Source organism: Thioalkalivibrio sp. AKL19 (assembly GCF_000420165.1).
Classification (GTDB): Bacteria; Pseudomonadota; Gammaproteobacteria; order Ectothiorhodospirales; family Ectothiorhodospiraceae; genus Thioalkalivibrio.
This window is the reverse complement of record NZ_ATUK01000001.1, coordinates 1-23,036: the sequence shown is the minus strand read 5'-3', so window position 1 is coordinate 23,036 and position 23,036 is coordinate 1. Positions and strand designations below refer to the sequence as shown.

18 protein-coding genes, 1 tRNA gene and 3 pseudogenes are annotated in these 23,036 nt (G+C 63.3%); 12 read left to right on the top strand and 10 right to left on the bottom strand.

Translation table 11 applies throughout. The annotated features are described in order from the left end of the window. Positions 1 to 467: 467 nt before the first annotated feature. The 4 genes and pseudogenes from F817_RS0100100 to F817_RS14635 all read left to right on the top strand — a co-directional run bounded on the left by F817_RS0100100 (position 468) and on the right by F817_RS14635 (position 3,620). Positions 468 to 1,019 (top strand): hypothetical protein, encoded by a 552-nt coding sequence (locus tag F817_RS0100100; protein ID WP_024325729.1) that lies wholly within the window; start codon positions 468 to 470, stop codon positions 1,017 to 1,019. Positions 1,020 to 1,294: 275 nt separating this feature from the next. After that, positions 1,295 to 1,371 (top strand) — tRNA-Arg (locus F817_RS0100095). Positions 1,372 to 1,816: 445 nt separating this feature from the next. Next, positions 1,817 to 2,778, top strand: a pseudogene (locus F817_RS13635) (IS5 family transposase). A gap of 317 nt (positions 2,779 to 3,095) precedes the next feature. Further along, positions 3,096 to 3,620, top strand: coding sequence for a hypothetical protein (locus tag F817_RS14635; RefSeq protein ID WP_024325728.1), 525 nt, complete (start codon positions 3,096 to 3,098; stop codon positions 3,618 to 3,620). Between the two features lie 84 nt (positions 3,621 to 3,704). Here the strand turns inward: F817_RS14635 and F817_RS14780 are convergent. Then, a pseudogene (locus tag F817_RS14780) lies at positions 3,705 to 3,923 on the bottom strand (phytanoyl-CoA dioxygenase family protein); the annotation flags it as partial. A gap of 1,490 nt (positions 3,924 to 5,413) precedes the next feature. Between F817_RS14780 and F817_RS0100075 the strand changes: the two are divergent. The 4 genes from F817_RS0100075 to lnt all read left to right on the top strand — a co-directional run bounded on the left by F817_RS0100075 (position 5,414) and on the right by lnt (position 9,615). Then, a complete protein-coding gene (locus F817_RS0100075; RefSeq protein ID WP_024325727.1) occupies positions 5,414 to 6,985 on the top strand; it encodes a TolC family protein in 1,572 nt (523 codons plus the stop codon). A 162-nt stretch (positions 6,986 to 7,147) separates the two neighbouring features. Further along, positions 7,148 to 7,549 (top strand): hypothetical protein, encoded by a 402-nt coding sequence (locus F817_RS0100070; protein ID WP_024325726.1) that lies wholly within the window; start codon positions 7,148 to 7,150, stop codon positions 7,547 to 7,549. Positions 7,550 to 7,598: 49 nt separating this feature from the next. Then, positions 7,599 to 7,997 carry a hypothetical protein gene (locus tag F817_RS0100065; RefSeq protein WP_024325725.1) on the top strand — a complete coding sequence of 133 codons (399 nt, stop codon included), beginning with the start codon at positions 7,599 to 7,601 and terminating at the stop codon, positions 7,995 to 7,997. Between the two features lie 82 nt (positions 7,998 to 8,079). Beyond that, positions 8,080 to 9,615: an apolipoprotein N-acyltransferase gene (lnt, locus tag F817_RS0100060; RefSeq protein ID WP_024325724.1), complete on the top strand. Its 1,536-nt coding sequence runs from the start codon at positions 8,080 to 8,082 to the stop codon at positions 9,613 to 9,615. Here the strand turns inward: lnt and F817_RS0100055 are convergent. The 7 genes and pseudogenes from F817_RS0100055 to F817_RS14630 all read right to left on the bottom strand — a co-directional run. Then, entirely contained in the window at positions 9,593 to 10,777 is a 1,185-nt protein-coding gene (locus F817_RS0100055; protein ID WP_024325723.1) for an ABC transporter permease, read from the bottom strand. The two genes, lnt and F817_RS0100055, sit on opposite strands and share 23 nt — an antisense overlap. A gap of 8 nt (positions 10,778 to 10,785) precedes the next feature. Beyond that, positions 10,786 to 11,484: an ABC transporter ATP-binding protein gene (locus F817_RS0100050; protein WP_018951889.1), complete on the bottom strand. Its 699-nt coding sequence runs from the start codon at positions 11,482 to 11,484 to the stop codon at positions 10,786 to 10,788. After that, positions 11,484 to 13,250, bottom strand: a complete 1,767-nt coding sequence (locus F817_RS0100045; protein WP_024325722.1) for a PAS domain S-box protein — start codon at positions 13,248 to 13,250, stop codon at positions 11,484 to 11,486. Before F817_RS0100045 ends, F817_RS0100050 begins: the two co-directional genes overlap by 1 nt. Continuing rightward, positions 13,247 to 14,740, bottom strand: a complete 1,494-nt coding sequence (locus F817_RS0100040) for a TolC family protein (protein WP_231369373.1) — start codon at positions 14,738 to 14,740, stop codon at positions 13,247 to 13,249. Before F817_RS0100040 ends, F817_RS0100045 begins: the two co-directional genes overlap by 4 nt. Positions 14,741 to 14,833: 93 nt before the next feature. Beyond that, on the bottom strand, positions 14,834 to 15,115 hold the full coding sequence (locus F817_RS14470) for a hypothetical protein (RefSeq protein WP_155988417.1): 282 nt from the start codon (positions 15,113 to 15,115) through the stop codon (positions 14,834 to 14,836). Between the two features lie 153 nt (positions 15,116 to 15,268). Continuing rightward, entirely contained in the window at positions 15,269 to 15,595 is a 327-nt protein-coding gene (locus tag F817_RS0100035) for a hypothetical protein (RefSeq protein ID WP_024325720.1), read from the bottom strand. A 279-nt stretch (positions 15,596 to 15,874) separates the two neighbouring features. Then, positions 15,875 to 15,994, bottom strand: a pseudogene (locus F817_RS14630) (IS5/IS1182 family transposase); the annotation flags it as partial. 377 nt (positions 15,995 to 16,371) lie between these two features. On the opposite strand from F817_RS14630, the gene F817_RS0100030 reads away from it, so the two are divergent. Then, positions 16,372 to 16,779, top strand: coding sequence for an ATP-binding protein (locus tag F817_RS0100030; RefSeq protein ID WP_019568756.1), 408 nt, complete (start codon positions 16,372 to 16,374; stop codon positions 16,777 to 16,779). 32 nt (positions 16,780 to 16,811) lie between these two features. Beyond that, a complete protein-coding gene (locus F817_RS0100025) occupies positions 16,812 to 17,153 on the top strand; it encodes an STAS domain-containing protein (RefSeq protein ID WP_018140487.1) in 342 nt (113 codons plus the stop codon). Between the two features lie 29 nt (positions 17,154 to 17,182). On the opposite strand, the gene F817_RS0100020 is transcribed toward F817_RS0100025, so the two are convergent. Continuing rightward, entirely contained in the window at positions 17,183 to 19,144 is a 1,962-nt protein-coding gene (locus F817_RS0100020; protein ID WP_024325719.1) for a SpoIIE family protein phosphatase, read from the bottom strand. Continuing rightward, positions 19,128 to 20,081, bottom strand: a complete 954-nt coding sequence (locus F817_RS0100015) for an ABC transporter substrate-binding protein (RefSeq protein WP_024325718.1) — start codon at positions 20,079 to 20,081, stop codon at positions 19,128 to 19,130. Before F817_RS0100015 ends, F817_RS0100020 begins: the two co-directional genes overlap by 17 nt. Positions 20,082 to 20,259: 178 nt before the next feature. Here F817_RS0100015 and F817_RS0100010 point away from each other — a divergent pair, with 178 nt between their 5' ends. Both F817_RS0100010 and F817_RS14775 read left to right on the top strand, forming a co-directional pair. Continuing rightward, positions 20,260 to 22,461, top strand: coding sequence for a TRIC cation channel family protein (locus F817_RS0100010; protein ID WP_029680974.1), 2,202 nt, complete (start codon positions 20,260 to 20,262; stop codon positions 22,459 to 22,461). A gap of 132 nt (positions 22,462 to 22,593) precedes the next feature. Next, positions 22,594 to 23,036 (top strand): helix-turn-helix domain-containing protein (locus F817_RS14775; RefSeq protein ID WP_024325716.1); only part of this gene is annotated, 443 nt, incomplete at its 3' end.

Below are 23,036 nucleotides of genomic sequence, written 5' to 3'. Positions count from 1 at the left end.
AGGCACACCACCATCAGGGGAGCCACCGCCCCCGCGACCATCCAATCCGGCTACAAGGTCGCTTCATAACGGGCCGAAGCGCAGGCGGACAGAGACTCCTGTGCGTCCACCATCAGGTCCCTTTCGTTCACGACCCAATGCACAGCGCCCTTGCCCCGGACGACCTGCGGCGACACCGCGAGAACACGCTAACGCGCCTCAATCAGCGTCTCGCTGAAGATCCCCTTGAGCACCTCATATAAAGTATCGAAAGAATCGCGAACCCATTGTTTCTTTGTCTTTCTTTTGGCTCCCGTTACCTGAAATCCAGCACCCCCGGTGGCGAATGTGCGGCAACGTACAGATGCCCCTTTGGTTGCGACCGCAATCTGCCGTTTCCGACGCAAAGCGGGCCTTCCCGCTCACAGTCGCACTCCAAAGGCTCTGTGCCTTGCCAACGCGGTGGGTAACGTTTCAGGAGGCACGTAATGATGAAAAAGGTGATCGCAGTCATGCTCTGCCTGGCTGGACCATTCGCCCTTTCCGTCCAGGCTCAACAAGGATCGGCCGCCAACTTTGGGCCCTCCATAGGCGACCGCGAATTCTCGCTTGCCGGAAGTGGCAACAGTGACCGGAGGTTCGCCAACACAAACCTCGGCATCACGGGCGATATAGGCTGGTATCTGCGTGGTCACTTGGTCCTCGGCGTCCGCCATAGCATCCAATACGCCGACTTCGAGGGCGACTTCCTGACCAATGACTTCTGGAGCGGAGCCACTCGAGGCTATCTCAACCTTCAAAACACAGACGGCCGGCTGCGTCCCTTCGCTGGCGGGAGCCTGGGCGCGATCTACGGCGACGCGGTCAACGACAGCGGGTTCGTCGGATTGGATGGCGGCTTGAAGTACTACATCCTGGAGGACACCTACGCCCTGGGTCGCATTGAATACCAGTGGTTCTTCAACCACTCGAACGACGCAGAGAATGCGTTCCTCGATGGGGACTTTTCGTACACTGTCGGACTTGGCTACAACTTCTGATGCTCCTTCGGGGGCCGGGGCTTTCCAGGCGCACGCTCGAATCGTGAAATCCACACCGGAACAAAGGGCGCGCCGGCCATGCCTCCGTGCGCCTCGGCGGCGTGCAGGATTTCGCCCACGACCGCATTCGTGAACGCGACGGAGTGCGAAGTACGCTCTATCGCCCGATTGAGCACGGCTGGGAGAGCCAGGCAGACCAAGCCGAAAGCAAAGAATACCCAGCGACGGCTTGCATCCCTCGGGACCAATCGCGATAATGCGCGCCTTCAGTCGATGCGCCCGTAGCTCAGCTGGATAGAGTACCTGGCTACGAACCAGGTGGTCGGAGGTTCGAATCCTTCCGGGCGCGCCATATTCCAGAGAGAGGGCATCCACATCCGGGTGCCCTCTTTCGTTTCTGCTAGCACAAAGGATTCGAACCTCCGTTCAACAATCGGTTCGATCCCGAGCGCAGCGAGGTACGTGTCGGCCCCTGGCCGACACCCGGAAGGGCAAGACGCGCAGCGTCGCCGCTATCCTTCCGGGCGCGCCATCTTCTAGAGAAAAGGATCAGTGACTTACCGTCGCTGGTCCTTTTTTCGTTTTGGCCCAGGTCACGCCCCGTAACACTCTCGTGCCACTTCTGTGACCACCCTCCAAGTCCCATGACTGGCTTATTGCCGCCTGATGAGCCCTTGGCTCCGTGACATGTTCCGCACCTCGCAGCTAGAAAGACGCTGATTTAATCCACTGCCGCTCCCGCCTGGCGAGCGGGTTTGGAATAATGGCGGCAGGTTTCCTGCCCGAGGTGATAGCGGATCTCGCAGCGCAGCTTTTCCGATCTCGAGTATTCCGCAAGCGCAAGCAGACGCGGCGCGACCGCTTTCTGGGGCAGATCGATGCGATCACGCCCTGGGCGGCGCTGGTGGAGGCGATCGAGCCGCACTTCCCGGAGGGGAAGCGCGGCCGTCCGCCGATCGGACTGGAGCGCATGCGGCGGATGTACGTGGCGCAGCAGTGTTTCAACCTGTCGGATGAAGGGGTCGAGGATGCGGTGTATGACAGACAGGCGATCCGGCGCTTTGTCGGGATCAGCCTGAGTCGCGAAGACGCCCCGGATGCCACCACCCTGCTGCAGTTCCGCCGGCTGCTGGAGCAGCACAACCTGACCCAGGTGATCTTCGACCGAATCAACACCCACCTGGAGCAGCGGGGCCTGTTGCTGCGCGAAGGAACGGTGGTGAATACCACCCTGATTGGGGCCCCGCCGTCGACCAAGAACGAGAAGAAGGCCCGCGAGCCGGAGATGCATCAGGCGAAGAAGGGCAACCAGTGGTACGTCGGGATGAAGGTGCGTATCGGGGCCGATATCGTCGGCGGTTTCGTCCACACGGTGAAGGGTACCGCGGCGAATGCCTCGGACGTCTCACAGGTGCGGAACTGCTCCACGGCGAGGAAGCGAGCCTGCATGGCGATGCCGGCTACATCGGTACGGAGAAGCGGGTGAAGGGCATCGCCCGGAGACGCACATCGCGCGCAAGCGCGGCACCGTACGCGCGCTGCCGGAAGGCCTGGAGCGCGATCAGGTCCGCGCTGCTGAGCAGCACAAGGCCCAGTTGCGTTCGATCGTGGAGCATCCGTTCCATGTGATGAAGAACCTGTTCGGGTATCGCAAGGTGTGTTACCGGCCCTCAAGAAGAACACCGCACAGCTGCACAGCCTGTTCGCCCTGGTGAACCTGTACCGGGCGCGACGATGGGGACTCCTGCCGCAGGGGTAGTGTACCCGCAGGACCGGAAATCGCCCCTGTAACCGCCAAAAACGGCGGTTACAGGGGGTAAAACAGGCCACCGTGGCCCCGATGTCCTTCCAAAAACACTTCGGCGGGACATGGAGCCGGATGCAGGGCCATTGATCAGCGTTTTCTTAGCACGCAAAATCGACTCAAGCGCGAACGCGCGATTAAGTCAGCGTCTGCCTAACCGCAGAGCGCACAGATCGGATCAATGGAGATTAATCGAATGACTGGAAGGCCGGTGGATTTGGAAAGGATGATCAGTTGCTCGGGATTGAGCCCCCCGGGTGGGAGTACACCCAGTGAATGACGATATTGTAAGGCGGCTTGAAGAGGCAATCGGCGAATTCCGTAAGGGCGCCGAGTATCAATATCAGGAAGGGAAGCGTGTCACACATCGAACGGCCCAGCTTGCGCGTTGGTCGCTGGTCATCGTAGTCCTGCTAATTGCCGGCCATGCCACCCTGATGATTATGTTGGCACAGGGCCTGTCCGGGATGATTCAGCACATAGAGGGAATGCAAAGCGATACTGGACAGATGGCCACCGTCATGTCGTCAGTAGGAAACGACATAACGGTGATACGGTCCGAGATGGACACGATCAGCACGAGTATTACTGCGATGCAGCAGGACGTGACGTCCATTCCCCCCACGCTGGATCTGATGAGCCAGCGCTTGGACGTTATGAGCCAGGCCGTGGTTTCCATGGACGAACGCATGCAGATTCTGAACGGCCAGATGCACGGAATAAACGAGTCCGTTTACTGGATAACTCGGGATACCGGCGAGATGTCTCGCCCGATGCGGATGTTTCCGTGGCCCTGAAACACTAAGGCAAGCGGGCGGCTCGTCCTCGCGAATCCGGAAGGCTCCCCTGCCCCCGGATTCGGACAGCGCAACACTGCGTTCCGGCGTCAACCGATGGGATCCGGGCACATAGCGGAGCGGGCCGTCCGCCTCACTTACCGGCGTGAGACACAGCCACGCCTTGGCGGTCGCATGAAACGTATCCTTGTGCAGGTCGGTTTGCGGGTCTGGAGCCGGTAAGCTTCCAGGCTGCACAAACACGGTCTGCAACTGGAACAACGGCTCTCCCCCGAAAGACGAGACATATCGTAGAGGGGACACAAGCGATCGACCGCGAATGAGCGCACGAGCCCCGGATGTTCCGTCAGCTCGGACGGCTCGAGAGACAATCGCCGAGTGACCGCCATACCCTCACGCCGCTCTGCCGACGGCAGGGGACGATTCATGATTTCGTTCACGATGAGCGATACTCTTCGCGAGCCAGAAAATCGTGAATCAGGATATACCCGCCGCGCTCGAACGCTTCGATCTGATCCGCTGAGACCTTTCGGCCAAGTCCGCGGTGACGCTGACGCGCAAGACTATCGGCTACCCGGACGCGCCATCGGTGCAGACCGCGTTCATTCAACCACCGGTTACCGAGGACCTTGTTCGTACGGAGAGTTTTCTCGCCAGTGATTACTCGAGGGCTCCAAACCGGAGCCATGAGGAGCCCGTGGCCCATGGCCAACGCGCGCTTGACGGCCCAGCTGACTGAGGACACGGCTTATTACCTTTTGGCCTGGGTTCGGCGATGGATGGCTTGCTAGCCACAAGCAGTTTGGAGCGACCAGATAGGATGCTCTCAGTCGGCTCACCTCCAGTCCAGACAGCTCCACATCATGCTCGATCGGTTCGTCTCCGGCAGGCGCTAGATACTCGTTTGGGCGGGAAACCCCCTGTGACACCAGTATCCACGACGCACCGCCCTCGCTTCGGCCGCGTGACACCGGAGTCGGCGGCTTCCGTTCTTATTTGTCACACCTCAAAAACAAGGGCGGTCCAATTTTCCATCGGTTACGTTACTATCGGGGTACCGCAGTCCCACTTGAGATCGCTTTAGCCTGCTTCCTGACGCATGGCTATTTCTGGCTTCGAACCAGGTGGTCGGAGGTTCGAATCCTTCCGGGCGCGCCATGTTCCAGAGAGAGGGCATCCACATCCGGGTGCCCTCTCTCGTTCCTGCTAGCACAAAGGATTCGAACCTCCGTTCAACAATCGGTTCGATCCCGAGCGCAGCGAGGTACGTGTCGGCCCCAGGCCGACACCCGGAAGGGCAAGACGCGCCGCGTCGCCGCTATCCTTCCGGGCGCGCCATATTCCAGAGAAAGGGATCAGTAACTTACAGTCGCTGGTCCCTTTTTCGTTTGTGGCTTCGGAAGTCCTGTGACCAATTCTGTGACCAACCTGTGCCGCTACGCGCCATGGTGCCTCGGACGAGGCAACGGGATGACTTCCTGGCGCTGTGTCCAAATTCCCACCCTACTCCACCACCCTCAGGTAAATGCTCAAAGAGATCACCCACCTGGCGATTGAAGTAGGTGCAGAGGGCATCTACGGCCGGGAGCTCCACTCGTGTCGCCGTTTCCTGATGAGGATCGGGATCCATTCCCGATGATGGTCAACGCCGGCACCCCTGCGGCCGGCCGAGCCTCAGCTTTACTGCATAAGGGTTGGCTTGGGATACTGCCTGCATGGGGTGGCGCGCAGGTTTGCGGGCGGTCGCCGGAAACTCACCCGCTGATCGAGATTGCGCTCCCCTCCCGCCAGCCATGCGTTTGTTCAAACATCCTGCCCTCTTCAGCTGCCTCCTGGTCCTGGTGACGCCCGCTGCGGCTGACCCGGGGAACCCTGGCGACCCGGACCGCGTGGTCGCGGCGGCCGACTCCGCAATTGAATCGCGCATGCGAGCCGGGAGCGCGCCCCTGCGCCTGACGTTGCGCGAGACCTTGCAGGTCGCGCTTGCCCGCAATCCGTCGCTGCGCGGCGCGTACCTGGGCCGTGTGGTCGACCGGGCCAATCTGGATCTGGCCAATCAGGCCTTTAACCCCCGGAGCGCCGTGACGCTTCAGGCTCGCGAGCAGCGTACAGCGGGCGCGAACGGCGTGCGGACGCGCACCGCAAGCGTCAACCCAAGTGCCAGCCTCGCGCTTCCCACCGGCGCGCAGGCGGGCCTGAACTGGCGGATCGAACGGGTACTCCAATCCGACGCGCCCGACACCACGCCAGACAGCGCCTCCGCAGTCACGCTGGACATCACGCAACCGCTATTGCGCGGTGGGGGTCTGGAGATTGGCCGGGCGCCGGTGGAACGGGCGCACCTGAACGAGGAACAGAACGTACTGGCCCTGGAGTCACAGGTCATCAGCACCCTTGCCCAGGTAATTCAGGCCTACCGCAACCTGATCCTGGAAAACCAGCGGGTCGAACTCGCCGAGCTCGCACTGGAAAGAAGTCGCCAAGAGCTGGAAAACCGGACGGAGCTGGTGGAACGCGGTCGGCTGGCGGCGGCGGATCTGGCCCCGGCGCGCGAGAGCCTTGCGCGTCAAGAGCTACAGCAGGCGCAGACCCAGGAGCGCCGGGATCAGGCCGAGCTCGATCTGATTCGACTGATTGGGCTGGAACCCGGGGTGGAGATCGAGCCGCGGGACGCGATTGATGTCCACGACATTGACGGACTCCTCGCCGAGACACCCCCCCTCGAAAGCGCGATGGATACGGCACTGGATCGGAGTCCGGAATTTCGCCAATCTCTGGTCACGCAACGGCTGACCGCTCTCGATCGAACGCTGGCCGAGGACGCCAACCGTTGGCAACTGGATGTGACCGCCTCGGTCGAACTGCGGGGCGATAGTCCGTCCACCACTCGTGCCATCGAGCGCGGCTTCGAAGAGTCTCCTGGCCACTCCCTGGGCCTGCGCCTCAGCATCCCCTGGGGAGATCGGCACACGCGTCAACAACGCCTTGGCGCGGCACGGGTGGAGCAGCGTCAGGCGCGCCTGCGGACCCAGGAACTCCGAACATCCATCCGCATTGAGGTCGAACGCGCCCTTGGGGCGCTGGAGAGCCGGCGGGATCAACTCCATCTGGCCGAACAAGCGCTGGATCTGGCACAACAGGCTGTGGCTATCGAGCAGGAAAAGCTCGCAGTCGGGCGTTCCTCTGGGTTCGAGGTCGAAAGCGTGGAGCGCCAGCTCCGGGAGGCGGAGCAGTCATTGCTGGATGCCGCCATCAACTACCAGAACGCCCAGACCGACCTGGATCGCGCTATGGGCATCGTGCTCGAACGCTGGGATCTGGCGATCCCATCAAGGACAACAGACACCTCCGCGTACATCGATTGAGGTCCGCATCGTGGCCCGGTCATCACGGCGTAGACACGGAGGCTTCATTCCCGCCCAAAACACCTCACCTTACGCTGGACTAACGCTATATCAAGGTGTCGGCACTGCCCGTGCTAGGCTGGCGCGCATTCAACGGCGAACAAGCACGGAGGCCACGTCCAAATGATTCCTCAACCGATACGACGCGCCCTATTGCTGAGCGTGACATCGGCCCTGGTGGCCACCTCGGGATCCAGCCTGGCCTCGAGCACCAGCACCGCCAATGTAGGTGACGAGCTGCGCGCGGGGGACCAAACCCGCATGCAGGCCTTGATCGGCTCCACCGGCTGCATGGAACTGCGGGGCCTGAGCGACAGCGAAGTGCAGGGATATCAGATCATCGAGTCCTACCGTGGGGGCAATTCGACCGAGGAACGCGGTCGGGAGCGCTGGCGCGAAGGCGAGACGAAACGGTTCGACTTCCGTAACTCGGCAATCATGGTGCTCTCTGGCTCCGTGGAGATCACCGAGATCAATCGTAGCGGCGGGGGCTGCCCCGATCGTCTCGGACTGCGCGTCGGCTGATGGCCACGGCAGGGCAAACCAGCACCCCCACCCCAACCCGGTATCCGCAATGAATCCAGTTTCTCGCCTGCTCACCACTGCGGTCGTGCTTTCGCTCGCCTCGGTGACCCTCTCCTCTGCGGTAGCCTCAAGTGGGGGCAGCTCCGCCGATGAAGGGGACGTCCTGCGCAGCGGCGACAGCGTACAGCTCTTCGCCACGCAAATCTTCGCCACCGGGTGCATCGGATTCCGCGGGCTTGCCGACAGCACCCTGCAGGGATACGCAATGGACTTGCACACCGAAAGTCACACACTCGAAGCCCGCGACCGGGAACAGTGGCGCGAAGGCGAGAGCAAGCGGCTGGATTTCAGCCACCGTTCGGAGGTTCACGTAGTCTCCGGTCAGGTCGAGATCACCGAGATCAACTACAGCGGCGGCGGCTGTCCGAACCGCCTCGGCATCCGCTAATCCACCAAGCAGCTGCGGCACACCCACCGTTACGGCATTGGTGATCCAGCGGTCCGCTCTGTCCGTACTCGCGCGTGCGGGCCTGCTGGCAGGTTCCGCGGTTCTCTTTCACCTGAGTTTCCCGGAGGCCCCCCTGCCCGGGGCCTTCGTCCTGATATCCATTGCCCTTCTGGGGCTCGCCTTGCAGGGCCTGACCATCGGCGCATCCGCTGCGGCCGGCCTTCTGGCGGGCCTGGGCTACTGGCTGCCATCGCTCGGATGGGTCGTATCCGGCACCGAAGCTTGGCTCGGCTTCCCATGGACCCTTGGCAGCCTGATGGTGCTGGGGCTGGCGGTGCTGCACGCAGTACCCTACGCGCTGTTCTCCGGTGCAGTCGCCGCACTTGCGCTGCGCCTGGAACGTCCCGCTGAGGCCCTGCTCGCAGCGGGACTGCTGACGGTGGCCCTGTCCTTCTCGCCGCAGGTCGTTCCCGGACATTTTGCCTACGCCCTGCTCGCACACCCCCTGCTGGCACAAGTCGTCGATGTCGGCGGCATGCCCCTGCTGCTCTTTTTCTCGACCTCGATCGGCTTTCTCGCCGCCAGTATGCTGATCGCGGTGAGTCGCCACACGCTCACCCCAGTAGCGCCAGTACTGCTCGGCTTGCTGGTGGTGACCCTGCTGGCCTACGGGAGCCTGCGCCTGGATACACTGGAACGGGCAGCTCCGGAACACAGCACCCGGTTGGGCCTGGTACAGCCCAATATCCCGGTACATGTGCGGCGCGACGACATGCCGATGGCCGATCGAAACAACGACATCGATACCGCCATTGCGCAGACTCGAGACTTGCACAAGATCGACCCGGATCTGGATCTGGTGATCTGGCCCGAGGCGGCCATGACACTTCAGGCGGCTCCGAAATCCTGGGGGCATCGCGCCCTTGCCGCCCTGGCCGACGAGATCGGGGTACCCATCCTGGTCAACGGGACCGAGCACCGGGATGACCCGGGCCATGGCACTCACAACGTCGCCCTACTGTTCGAGCCCGGGGCCGGCCTGTCCGGGACCTACCGCAAACGCAAGCTCGTGCCATTCGGCGAATACCTGCCGTTCGAAGCGCAACTACCCTGGCTACGCGAGCGCCTGCCACAGGCCTCACGCTTCAGCCCGGGACAGGCGGAACAGTCCCTGACCGGGCCCGACGGGGTGCACCTGGCCCCGACGATCTGTTTCGAGAGTCTGTTCGCCAACCTCGTGCGCGAGAACCTGTCGGAGCAAGCGGGGATCATCGTGAACATCAGCAATCACGCCTGGTTCGGTTCGCCGCGCGCCGCTGATGCGCACCGGGCCATCGCCCGCGCACGCAGCCTGGAGAACCGCAGTCCGTTGGTCATGCTGCACAACACCGGAGGCGGCGCTGTCTTCGACGCGACGGGCCGAGTGGTGCCAGGTAGCGAGACGCCTCAGTGGCGGAGCACAACCCAAAGCCTCGTGGTCCACACCGTGGCGGAGCGCCCTTTCTACCAACGCCATGGCGACCGCTTCCTTCAGGGCCTGGCCGTGCTGGTCCTGCTGGCCAGCCTCTATCGTGGCTGGCGCCGGCTGGGACGCTCTACTCGCTACGCAGTGCGATGATCGGATCCAGCCGCGAGGCCTGCAGGGCGGGGTAATACCCGAAGGCAATCCCTGTCAGCGTGGAGACGGAAACGCCCAGCAGTACCGCCATGGGTGCCGCCACGAACGCGTTCCCAGTGAAATGGGCAAAGGCGATGGCCACCCCGGTTCCCAACGCGGCCCCAATGACACCGCCCAGCAGACACAGCATGACCGCCTCGACCAGGAATTGGCGACGGATGTCGGCATTGCGGGCCCCGATGGCAAGCCGAATGCCGATCTCCTTGCGTCGCTCGGTGACCGATACCAGCATGATGTTCATGATCCCTACGCCCCCCACGATGAGCGCAATACTGCCGATCGCGCCCAGCATGATCGTGAACATGCGGCTTTGCTGCTCCATGTTGGCCAGCAACTGTTCGGCGCTATTCACCTCCACGGGCAACCCCGGGGCGCGCGCCTCCACCCAGGTCTCGATGGTTCGCGCCAGTTCCTGATGGTCCGCCTGTGGATGCACACGCGCCAGGATGCCTTCCAGCTCGTCATCGGCATCGAAACGCTGCAAGGCTTCGATCGGTAGAAAGATCGTCCGGTTCGGGGAGATCGGACTCACCCCGCCGCCTCGTGGATACGGCTCCAGGATTCCGGCCACCGTCATGGTGTAGCCGCCCAGCCCCACTCGGCCACCCACTTCCAGTGGCTGGTTGGTTTGCGCGGCATAGCTGGATGCCACCTCGGAACCGACCACACCCTGGAGCTCCACCCCATCCAGCTCGGAGACCCAGCGCCCGGCGGCCAGGCGTACCCGCAAGAGCCCCTGTAACGCCTCGGTCGCCCCCGTCAGCCGGACATTCTGGGTCTCCGCGCCCGCTCGCAGTTCCGAACTCGCCCCATCAAATGGCGCGACTTGAATCAATTGCGGTAGGGCCGGCCCCAACGCCCGAGCCAGCGCAAGGTCCAGCTGATTACGCGCGGGGCCGTCCTCATCCGTGGCGTAGCGCTGTCGGATATTGATGACATTGGTCCCCATCGCGCGAAACTGCTCCAGCACCGCGTTGTGCATGATAGACCCGACATTCAGCATCGCGATGACCGAGGCCGTGCCGATCACGATCCCCAGTAGCGCCAGCAGGGAGCGCTGCTTGGTCGCCACAATATTGCGGCTCGCCTCGCCCAGGAGCATCCGCAACCTCATGCCGGCACCTGCTCCGGGCCGGCGACCACACCGTCCCGGATGACCAGTTGCCGGGGACACTCCCGTGCGATGGCCGGGTCGTGGGTGATGATCACCACGGTCACGCCTTCGCCGTTGAGCTCGTGGAACAGATCCATGATCTCGCGGCCCACACTCGAATCCAGCGCGCCGGTGGGCTCATCCGCCAACACCACGGAAGGGTTACCCACCAGTGCACGCGCAATCGCGACCCGCTGGCGCTGGCCGCCGGAGAGCTCGTTGGGTCGATGATCGACCCGATCACCCATGCCGACTCGACCCAGGATCTCGCGCGCACGGCGACGCATCTCCCGCTTGCTCACGTCCTGATACAGCAGCGGCAGCCCCACGTTATCCAGGGCCGTCAGTCGCGGCAGCAAGTGAAAGGTCTGGAAGACGAAACCGATCTGCTGATTGCGGTAATGCGCCAGGGCATCGGGCGCGAGTTGCAGCACGTCCTGACCCTCGAAAAAGAAATCACCCGAAGACGGGCGTTCAAGCATCCCGATGATGTTCATCAGCGTGGACTTGCCGGAGCCGGAAGCCCCCATCAGCGAGGCCAGCTCACCCCGGTGGATCTCGAGTTGAACTCCGCGCAGGACGTGCACATCGGTAGGTCCGACTCGATAGGAGCGATGGACGTCTTGCAGGCTAACCAGCGGTTGCGCCGCGGACATCAACCTTCACCCCCGGGTGGCAACAGCCGGTCTCCGGGTTCCAGGCCGCTCTGCACCTGAACCCCATCGTATCGGGACCGGCCGAGTTCCACGGCGACCCGCTCGGAGCCGTTGGATGTCTGCCGCAGGACCCAACGCTCCGACCCGCTCCCGCCCAGAAAGGCATGGGGCACGACCACCGCATCCGGATCCTGCTGCGTGATCACATCCACGGAGGCGGACATCCCCACCCGAATCCGGTCCAGGTCCTGGGCGTCGAGGTCATCAATACGCACGATCAGGCGGAACGATGGCAGACCTCGTCCGCTCCCCTCCTGCGCTTGCGAAGACACATAGGACACCCGGGCCGGCATCGGGTCACCCCCGCCTCGCACCACGTTCACCCGGGCCGACTGGCCCGCCTGGACGTCATGGATATCCAGCTCATCAACGGTGCCTTCGATCTCCAGGGAAGACAGGTCGCCCACCGCCAGCAGGGCGGCACCACTGGACACACGCCCCCCAGCCTCTACCCGCTCGCCGTCATCCCGGTCCTCGCCGAGGGGCGCCAGGACGACGCCATCGACCGGGGCGTATACGCGGGCCCCCTCACGCTGGCGTCGTACCTGCTCATACTCCGCGCGCGCGTTCTCTACCTCGACGCGAGCCCGCGCAATCGCCCGTTCACCGCCCTGACGCGAGGTCTCCGCAAGGTCTTCTCGGGCTGCCTCGACCCGCACTCGGGATTCTTCCACTCGCTCCCGGGCCGCCCGCAACTCGCGCTCGGGAACGATGCCACGTTCGAATAGATGCTCGACATCGTCCAGTTCGCGCTGATCATTACTCAAATTGCGTTCGGCCTGCCTCAGACTGCGGCGTGAACTGGCCATCTCGCGGCCCTGCTCCCAGTCCTCCAGGTCCTCAAGCTCCGACTCGGCATCCGCCAGGTCGCTGCGTGCACGCCGATAGCGGATATCGATCTCGGTCGAATCGAGTTCCAGCAGAAGATCACCCTCATCCACCCGCTCGCCATACTCAACGTGGCGGGCCACCACCGTGGACTCGAAAGGACTGACCAGCGTAATGACATCGCCCGGACGAAACCGCCCGGAAAAGCTCGTGGTGGTTTCCACCGCGCGCGATTGCACCTCGAACGCTCCGGGCTGAGTGGCATCGACGACCTGGGCATCGCTGGCACCAAATTCGGGCATCGCGGCGTTCGGGATCGCCCAGTACCCAGCACCCGCAAACACGGCCACAACGGCGGCCGTCATCATCAGCCGCATGCGGCCGGAACGGCGGTACGCCTGCTGCAAGGCCTCGCTGTTCGCCTCGATTTCCAGGAAGGCGTCCTGCAGTTCCTTGTGTTTGCCGCGCAGCTCATCGGAAAGGCTTTGCTCGGCCTGGCGTGCCTGCTCCAGGTCGGTCACATCCGTAAACACCGCCAGCACGGCGCGTTCGCCCCCGGCTTGCCGGGGCGCCAGATAGGAGGTGGTCAACTTCAGCGAACGCACGTGCCCGCCCACGCTGATGGACACCATCTGGTCGGGCTGCATCACACCGGAATAGACCGCCTCGAACAATGCATCGACAAAGGCTGCGTAGCCCTCTTCTCCGATAAACACCTCGGCCAGGCTGCGTCCTTCTGCCTCATCGGCCCGCAAACCGAGAATCGCCGCCCCGGCGGGATTCAAGGTCGTGATTGCACCAGAGGCGTCGACGACCAGCACCCCATCCGCCATCGAATCCAGGATCTGCTGACTCAACACAACTCGACTGTCGCTCATGGCATCACTCCCGCTTCAGGGAGCGACAGCCCCCAGCTATCCAGCGTGGTCCCCAGCGCCCGGTCCAGCGCAGTCTGCGCATTCAGATACGCAATCACGGCGTCCAACAAGCTCTGCTCGGCCTGCTGGAGGTTTTGTTCGGTTGCATTGACCTGGAACGACGTCGTCCGGCCCACCGCCAGCCGCTCACGCTCGATCTCCAGGCTTTCGCGCGCCAATTCCAGCGAGCGCTGCGCCAAGCCCAACTGTTGCCAGCGACTGTTCAGATCATTCAGGGAACGTTCCACTTCCAGCTCCAGCTCGACTTCTCGTTCGGAGAACTGGATTTCCGATTGCCGCAGGCGGATGCGGGATTCAAGCAGTCGAACCGGCCGCTCCGGATCCAGGATCGGGATCTCCAGCTCCAGCCCCAATGCATATCCCGGACGTTCGTCCAGCGTCGAACCGGTGGCCTGCCGAGCGCTTCGCCCGGTCGCGCCGGCATCCAGCGAGGCGTTCAGATCGAGTCTCCAGAGGTGTTCATTCTCGGCCAGCATCTGCCCGATCGATTCGATCTCGCGCGCGATCCGCAGGCGTAAATAATCCGGACGGTTGTCACGCGCAATCGATGTTGCCGCTTCCAGCGAGGGGGATCGAACGCGAAGGCTCTCAAGCGCCTCCAGCTCGACCGTGTCACGCAGACGAAGACGCGTGTCACGCCCCAGGTTGAGCAGGCGCAGGAGCTCCAGCCGAGACTGATCCACGGCGTCTTCGGCCTGGCTGACACTGAAGCGCTGATTGGCCAGGCGCGACTCGGTCTGCACCAGTTCGTTGGATGCCATCCGCCCTCGCTCCACCAGCGCACGATTGCGTTCCAGCTGTTCAACGGTGCGCTCCAGGGAACCCTTCGCAATCTCCAGGCGCTGCTGCCCCTGCAACAGCGTGCGATACGCCGCAATCACGCTATCGATGGTCCCGACCACCGTCTCTTCCAGCCCCAGGGCACTCGCGGTTTCCTGCAAGCGGGCAATCTCGAGGGGTGCCCGACCCACTGCCAGGCCGCCGCCGCGCAGCAACGGCTGATTCAGGTCCAGCGAAAGTTGGGAGCTGCGCGAGGTTTGGATGGCGGGCTCATCCAGGCCATGGTCCTGGTCAAGATTCCAGCTGAAACCGATTCGGCCACCCGTCGGAAGTGCGGTATCCAGAGACGGCGAGAGGGTGCTCGACCGCTGCGTCTCGGCATCATCCCCGGGCGCGCGGTTCTGCTGTGCACCCAACACGATCGTACCCCGGGGCCGAAACTGCGCCTCGGCCACCGCCAGATTCAGCTGATCGACTACGCGATCGAGGTACGCGCTTTGCAGCTGGGTATTCCGCCGCAGGGCCAGGGCAATGGCCTCGGCCAGCCCCAATTCCACCTCGCTGCCCGACAGCGGGGTAGGCTCGTATTCGTGGACATTGAAACTACTTGCAGAAGCAGCGGCCGTGGGCATCAGAACCCATGCGGACACTGCAAACGCCAAGCTGGCCAGCACACCTGTGACCCAGCATGCTGGCCAGCCTCGCGTGTCACCTAACACGTGCGGTTCGTTTGGATCCGAGGCCTAACGTCGTTCCCGGGTGCACAGCCAACCGGTTTCGGACGAATATTCACTACTGCTGGCACCACTGCTGAGCCGGTCGGCATGATGCTTGCGCACGTACGACTCCAGATCCGAGTTGCTCACATTGGCAAAATACTGCCCGAAGTTCGCCCCGATTGCGTTGCTGCCACAACTACCTCCGGCACTTCCTATACCCACGCACACACAAATCGTAGAAGCGTTCGCGGTCGCGCCGAACATCACCCCACCCAACAGCATCATCGTAGCCAAACGCTTTTTCATCTTTTTCTCCTAGTTGTCGAACCCAACAGACGGCCGCTCGCCTTTCTTCTTGATCGGCGAGGATTTCACCGGCCACACACTCGTATCATTTCGTATCATTCGATCGTGCAGACGTTTGCCTGCACGCATACTACAGCCGCGAAACGGCCTCGATCATGGCCACCGGCAAGACTTGGAGCACTCGACCCGGTGGCTCAGCTCGCCCTGATCGTCGTACCAGGTGATCTCGACTTCACTGGAGTAGTAGGAGGCATATCCAGGCAATGACATCAGCACCGAATTGAGTCGCCCTCCGTCCAGTTCGTACGCGTAGTTCCCATACCAGCCATCCCAGACGAACTCTTCGCTTGCACCCGGGGCAAGGCTGAACTGCCGTTGTTCATAATCCGCCGATCCGTGCAGGACCGTAATGGTCCCCTGCAGTGCCTCACTGGAGCGGTTCTCGAGTCGCAGCTCGGAAACCTCGCCGGCCGTGGCCATCCCCGCCGACATCGTGGCTATCCCAACCGCAGCCACCAACGCCCATCGTACCAACCGTCCCATCCATCACCTCTCGTGTCGATCGGAACCGCGCAACGACCGCCCCGACGTCATGATCGCCCGTGTCCAACCAGGCGCCTTTCGAGCGGTATCAGAACACAAACTGTGATTCAGTTCAGATTTCGCCCCAATGCGACTAACGGAAAACTCACGCTTCCGGCGAGCACCCGCACCGAGACGGAGGATCAGGCGCGAGCCTGGCCGCTAAGGAAACACTGATCAATGGGCCCGAATCCGGCTCCATCTCCCACCGACGCGTTTTGGGAAGGACATTGGGGCCACAGGGGCGTGTTTTACCCCCTGTAACCGCCGTTTTTGGCGGTTACAGGGGCGACTTTCGGTTCTGCGGACTTCGGCGCTCTTAAGAGCACATCTCGGGAAGGCGGGCGCGCCATACGTTCCGCTTGAAACCTGTCAGCGCCCGGGGTGTCGAGCATCGGCGAGACGGAGGATGCCCTCGCAAAACGGAAAACGGCCAGCAGGCGGGATCAGGGGTCCGTTCGGAACAGCGAAAAACGAAGCATATGGCGGTCGCGCGTGGGAGAGATTGGCATCATCACAGAGTTCGGATTTCACCCGACCGGCCCATGCGCATGTGTCGGCGACCCGAGTGTTATACCCTGCGCCTGTAAAGGTAAGCGCCGCGTCCGAGAAGGCTACGCGGGCTCCGGCGATCTTTTGGGTACAAATGCGAGCAAGCGGAGGCCAGTGACGGCGTGCGGTGCAGTCTCGATATTGGTAACGAACTGACGGAGATCCCTCGACTCGCTGGTGAAGTCGAGGCGTTCTGCGAGCGCGCCGGCATGGAAGCCAACACCGTGAATCTCGCGCTCGATGAATGGATTACCAATCTCGTGTCCTACGCCTTCGATGACGGCGGCGAGCACCGGATTGGTGTGGAACTCGAGGCGGACACCGAAGGCCTGACGGTCGTGGTGACCGATGATGGCCACTCCTTTCATCCGCTAGAGGACGCACCGAAGGTCTCCCTGGAGGGAGGCGTCGAGGACCGCGCGATCGGAGGCCTGGGGCTGTATTTCATCCGAACGCTGATGGACGACATTCAGTACGACAGTGCCGACGGAGTGAATCGCCTTCGACTGCGACGTCTCAAGCGCAAGTGACAACGAACTGAACAACAAGGCCCGATTACGTAATGGAATTGAATAAAGAGACGGTGGACGGCGTATGCGTGGTGAGCCCCGAGGGGCGCCTGGACAGTAATACGTCGCCGGCTTTCGAGGCGGAACTGCTCGCCCTTCTGGACGATTCGCCCACCCTGGTGATCCGGTTTGCCGACCTGGAATACATCTCCAGTGCCGGGCTGCGGGTCATGCTCATGGCGGCGAAGAAGGTTCGGCAGCTGAATGGTCAGCTGGTGCTGTGCGAGATTCATGAGCCGATCCGGGAGGTCTTCGAGATCAGCGGCTTCCTGTCGATCCTGGACGTCTGCGATGATCGGGCGGTGGCCGTGGCACGCGCCCGCGGCGAGGACTGAAGCCCGGTACTGATTACAGTGTCCGGGCCTCAGGTGCGTCCGCCCGCCGGCCCGACAAAGTGCAGTGCCAGCACGGTGACGTCATCCGCCTGATCGGCCTCGCCGGCAAACTCCTCTACCGCCTTCATGACGGCCGCAGTCTGTTCCCCAACCGCTCGGCCCTTGAGCTCGCCGTACAGGCGGATCAGGCGGTCCTCGCCGAACAGGTCCTGCGCTGGATTCGCCGCCTCGGTCACGCCGTCGGTGTACAGCAGCAGCTCTTCGCCCGGCGCCAGATGCAGATGCTGCGTCGCGTACGGCATATCTTCCATCGCCCCAAGCACCAGTCCAGGTGCCAGCTTTAACCACTCTGCGGTGCCATCCACCCGCCGGATCAACGGCGGGTTGTGGCCCGCATTCGCCATCACCAGCTCCCCGCTGTCCAGGTCGAGAATCCCGCACAGATAGGTCACGAACATCCCGCTGTCGTTATTCAGGCACAGCTCGTTGTTGACCCGTTCGAGGATGCGCCCGGGATCGGGCTCCTGTTCCGCAATGCCCTTGACCAGGGTCTTGGTAACGGCCATGAACAGTGCGGCCGGGACGCCCTTATCGGAGACGTCACCGACGGCAAAGAACAAGCGGCGGTCGTCCTGCATCGTAAAGAAGTCATAGAGATCGCCCCCAACCTGGCGTGCCGGGAGCAGATCCGCATGCAGATCGACATCCGCCTGCATCCGAGAGAGCTCCAGCCGCCGCGGCAGAAAGCTCATCTGAATGTTGCGGGCGATCTTCAGTTCGGACTCGATCCGCTCCTTGGCCGCTGTGGTTGCGGTCAGGTCGTTGATGTAGTCCTTCAGGGACAGGCGCATGTCATTGAAGGATCGAGCCAATTCACCGATCTCGTCCCGAGAGCGAATGGGGGGCATAGGCTGATCGAGATTGCCCCGGGCGATCTCGCCGGCACTGGTAACCAGCCCCTTCAGGGGGCGCGTGATACCCCGGGAGATCGCGATAATGGCCCCCAGAAGAATCAGGAACCCGACGCTTCCGATGATCAGCACCAGGTGCATCACCCGCAGCACATCGCCGAACAGTTCCCGCTCCGGGATGACCACCCCCACCACCCAGTCAGGATCCGGAAGGCGGACGTGGTAGAGCCGCGCAGGTTCGTCCAGCAGCGCCCTCGGCAACCGGCTGAACCCCTCCTCCTGACGCTGCAGCATGCGCCCGAGTTCGCGCAGTTCCGGTTCATCCAGCGTCTCGGCCAGACTGAACAGGCTCTCGCGCATAATCCAGTCGCTGTTCGGCCAGGAGATAAAGCGCGTCTGCCCGCTCAATAAAAAGCCGAAGCCACTGTCCAGCACCTCAACCGCATCGACGGTCTCGGTCAGACGTCGCAACTCGACGTCGAGGGTCACGACCCCACCGAGTTCCTCCGTGCCGTCCGCCTCGCCATTGGCCATCGAAAAGGGCGTGGAGAAGGTGGTGATCAGGCGATCGGGATCGGCCGCCGATGCAAACGGATCCGCCCAGAATGCTTCGCCGGTGAGCGCGGGGATCTGATACCAGTCGCGGGTGAAATAGTCGAAGTCGTCCCCGCCGAGGTTCATGTACTCCAGTTCCCCATCGGGTCCCTCATAAACGAAGGGCCCGTGGTATCGCTGTCCGGGGATTGCCGCTTCAGGTTCCCAGGTGATGGCGGCACCCTGGGCGGCCGCCGTATTGGTCGTGATCGACTCCAATAGAGGCCGCATGGCCTCGGGGTCATGCCCGCCCTGAGTCAACGAGGCGGCCAGGGTCCGCCCCGAGCCCGCGACTTCGTTGAGTGAGGCCTCGATTCGCCCGGCCGTGGCGCGGGTCAGCTCGCGGGCCTGGTGCTCCGCATGGTCCAGCATGATGTCGCGGACCATGTAGTACAGCAGCCCCGACGTCGTGAAGAAGATGGTCGCCACCGTCACCACGGTGACCAGCGCCAGACGTACCGCCAGGCTCTTACTCGGGGCGTGCATCAAGCACCGGGCGGTGGAAGGTGTCGTAGTCGGCAGGTTCACGCTCGAGACCGACCAGGTTATTCATCAGGTTGTGGGCCATTAGATAGTCATTGGGGTCGAGTACCGGGGCCGGCAGGCGGCCGTCCGAGTCGAAGTAAAGCGAGCGAAGCACCTTGAGCATTAAGCTCTGGTGGGCGCGGTTCGTGGGCTCACCGTGCTGCTGGACCCGCTGCATAACCGCATCCACCGCCTGCTCCGGATACTCGAAGGCGTGCTGCCAACCGCGTAGCGACGCAGCCACGAAGGCCTTCACGGCTTCGGGGCGCTCCTCGAGCGTGGATTCGAGAACGTAAATCCCGTCCTCGGCCAGGCCAGTGCCGTGTTCCTCCAGCCCGATCGTGGAAAGCTCCTCCGGCTCGAATCCCGAAAGATAGAGCTCCACCATTTCGTTGAACCGAGTGGCCATGGCCGCATCGACCGCACCCGAGCGAAGGGCAGTTACACCCGATCCCTGATCGATAATCTCCGGCTCCACGCCGTAGGCGAGAAACAGCGCTTCGGGTTGCATGCGAAAGCTCTGCCAGCGGGCCACACGGCGCCCATCGAGATCCTCGGGCGCGAGGATGTCGCGATCAGCAAAGGACACGATCACCAGCGACGAGTCGTGCAACAGTTGTGCTACGTTGACGACCTCCACACCGGCGTCGCGAAGCTCCAGCGCCTGCACCAGATACAACAAGGCGATATCGGCCTCGCCGCGAGCCAGCGCCTCGGATGCCGGATAGTCCGGGCCGTGCGGAAGGATGTCCACGTCCAGGCCGGCATCGCGGTACCAGCCCTGGTCGGCGGCGACATAAAAACCGGCAAACTGCGACTGCGGGACCCAGTGCGGCTGTACACGCAAGGGTTCCGCGAATGCCGAACCCGCCGCCAGGACCAGACTCAGGGCCAGCAACCGGCCGACCCACCGGGTTGGGTTCCAGGGAAGACCCGGTGGTGGAAGTCGCATGGACGAACTCGGCATCGGCTGAAGACCACCGGGAGGAAGGATGAAAACGACGGACAGCATACCGGTCAGGACGGCCTCGCGCATCCGGGGACGGCTGCAGGATCTGTTCGTCGTTTTGTTGTTGATCGGGGCCGGACTGGTAACGGTTCCCGTGGCCGCTGCCAACCCGATCGACCCCCTCGCCGCGCCGCTTCCGGTCGCAACGGAGGGCCCGCCGGAGACGCTGCGTTCCGGCTGGTTTGAGCGGCCGCCGTACCAATATGCCGATCCGGATGGCGTATCCGGAGCCGCAACGGGGCTGGATCTGCGTGTCGCCCGCGAGGCGGCCGAGGCCACGGACCACACCGTACACTTTCGCCCCATGCCTTGGTCCGACCAACTGGCGGGGCTGAAGCAAGGCGCCCTCGATCTGGTCGTCGGGACTTACTATGAACCCGCGCGCCTGGGTTACGTCCACTACTCGCGGCCCTATCGCGAGGAACGCAACGCGCTCTACCTGCGCGATGACGGCGACATCCGCCTGGCCAGCCGCGACGACTTCCTGGAGGCGGTGGAAGCCGGCGCGTTTCGCCTGGGCATCACACGGGGTTACGCCTTCGCCGACCCCGAGGTCGCGCGCCTCGTGCGGGACCCAGGCGATGCAGCCCAAATCCTGGAGACTGACAGCGATGCGGCGAACGTAGTCGCCCTGGTGGAGGGCCGTATCGACGGGTTTATCGCCGACCCGGTGATCCTCGACCTGTTCCTGGCACAAAGCGGACAGACCAACGAGGTCCGCCGCGCCCGCCTCGATCTCGGCTCGGTAGGCGTACGGGTCATGTTCAGCCGCGCGACCGTTCCACGCGAATTCGTCGAGGCCTTCGATGCCGAGCTGCAGACTCTGGGGGACAGCCGCCGGATCGCCAACCTCGAAGTAGAACACCTGCTACCCGCGTTTCTGGCCATGACCACCAGCGAGGGCTGGTTCAACGTACTGACGCTGATGGGCATCCTCGCCTTCTCCGCCTCCGGCGTGATGCTGGCGCGCCGCGAGCGCTACAACCTGTTCGGCGCCCTGATACTGGCCACGCTTCCAGCCATCGGCGGCGGTGTGCTTCGTGACCTGCTGCTGGGACGCGACCCGATATTCATCTTCGAAACGCCCGAATTCCTGTTACTGCCACTGGCGGTGGTGCTGGGCGGCTTCGCGCTCTACAAGCTGCATGACCACTGGCTCGTGCATCTCGCCCCCGCACAGCGACTGTTGGCGCGTCAGCGCGCGGGCCTCGGCGGGCGCATGGTCGGCAATGTGCAGCACGGCCTGGATGCCTGGGCGGTGGCCGCGTTCACCGTGATCGGCGTGGGCGTGGCCGTCGAAGCCCACGCCAGCCCGCTATGGCTCTGGGGCCCGGTGATGGCCGTGGTCACGGCATCCTTCGGCGTGATCATGCGCGACGTGGTTCGCTCGGACTTCAACATCGACATGCTCAAGCGCGACTCCTTCGCCGAGATCGCGATCGTCGGCGGCATTGCTTACTCGCTCCTGCTCCTCTGGCCGCCCGTGGAACTCTCGATGTTCTACATCCTGATGGTCACCAACGGCGTCATCGTGAGCCTGTTCCTGGCGCGGCTTCTGGTGTTGTGGTCCGGCTGGGTAAACCCATTACAGATGGGCGACCCGCATACCCTGCCGGAACGTCGTCTGGATGCCCTGGAAGCGGCGGAACCTGCCCTGTGGCAGCGCCTGTCAACCTACCTGGAAGAAAGCGAGACCGGCCGTGCCCGCGGTGTCGACCCGAGACGCCTGGAATCCCTGCACAAGGACTTCGGCTATGCCCTGGAGCCCTGGCAGACAGAGTTCACCGCTCTGGCCGGAGAACCGCTGTTCGAGTCCACGGTCATGCGCTTTCAAAACCTCCGCGCCCGGTTCGAGACACTGCGCGCGCTGGAGCAGCAACTCTATGACCACCTGCGTATGCCGATCGCCGACGCTCTACCGGATGCGGAAGAGGCCGGCGAACTGGAGACCCGAGTATCCGAGGGCCTGCGCAGCCTGCTGGACACCGTCAGCATGGCGGTGGAAAGCGGCGAACGGGAAGACTTCGAATGGTTGCAGGAACTCTCGCGCAACCAACGGGCACGTTTCGACGACCTCCGAGCCCGGTATCTCAAGGCCGATCCAGCGCCCGGCGGCGCCCTGGACCAGGTGCTACAACGCACCCACCGGGTCGAACGGATGATGTGGATGCTCGCCGACTACGTGGACCAGCGTCTGTCACCAGGCGGCGTGGCCGCCGTCAGCGACCGCCGCCAACGGCAGATAATGATGCAGACCGGGGCCCACTAGGTGTGATCTCTCAATAGGTTGTCCACGGGGCGATTCCGAAGGATGCTGAGTTTGCCGACTGAGCCATTCCAAGGAGGACGCCCCGTGAACCTTCATCAAAATGCCTTAATGGGACCCCGTGGTCGAGAGCGGATGGTCCGCTTGGTGATCGACCATGGACTGAGCCTTCGGGCCACGGCCCGGGGGTTTGGCGTGGATCCGAAGACCGTGCAGCGCTGGGTCCAGCGGTTCCAGGAGGCGGGCCGTGCGGGCCTTGTGGACCGCTCGTCCCGGCCCCGGAAGCAGACCCGCCGAACCCCTCGACGGATCCAGCGGCAGGTCGTCGCCTTGCGCCGGCAGCGCTGGACCATGGATCGGATCGCCGCCTTCACGGGGATCTCGAGGGCCAGCGTCAGCCGGATCCTGCGGCGTGAGGGACTGAACCGCCTGAGTGCGCTGGAGCCCGTCGAGCCACCCCGGCGCTACGAGCACGAACACCCCGGTGATCTGCTCCACCTCGACATCAAGAAACTGGCGCGCTTCCGTCACCCGGGGCACCGCGTGACCGGGGTTCGCGCCAAGGACTCCATCGGGGC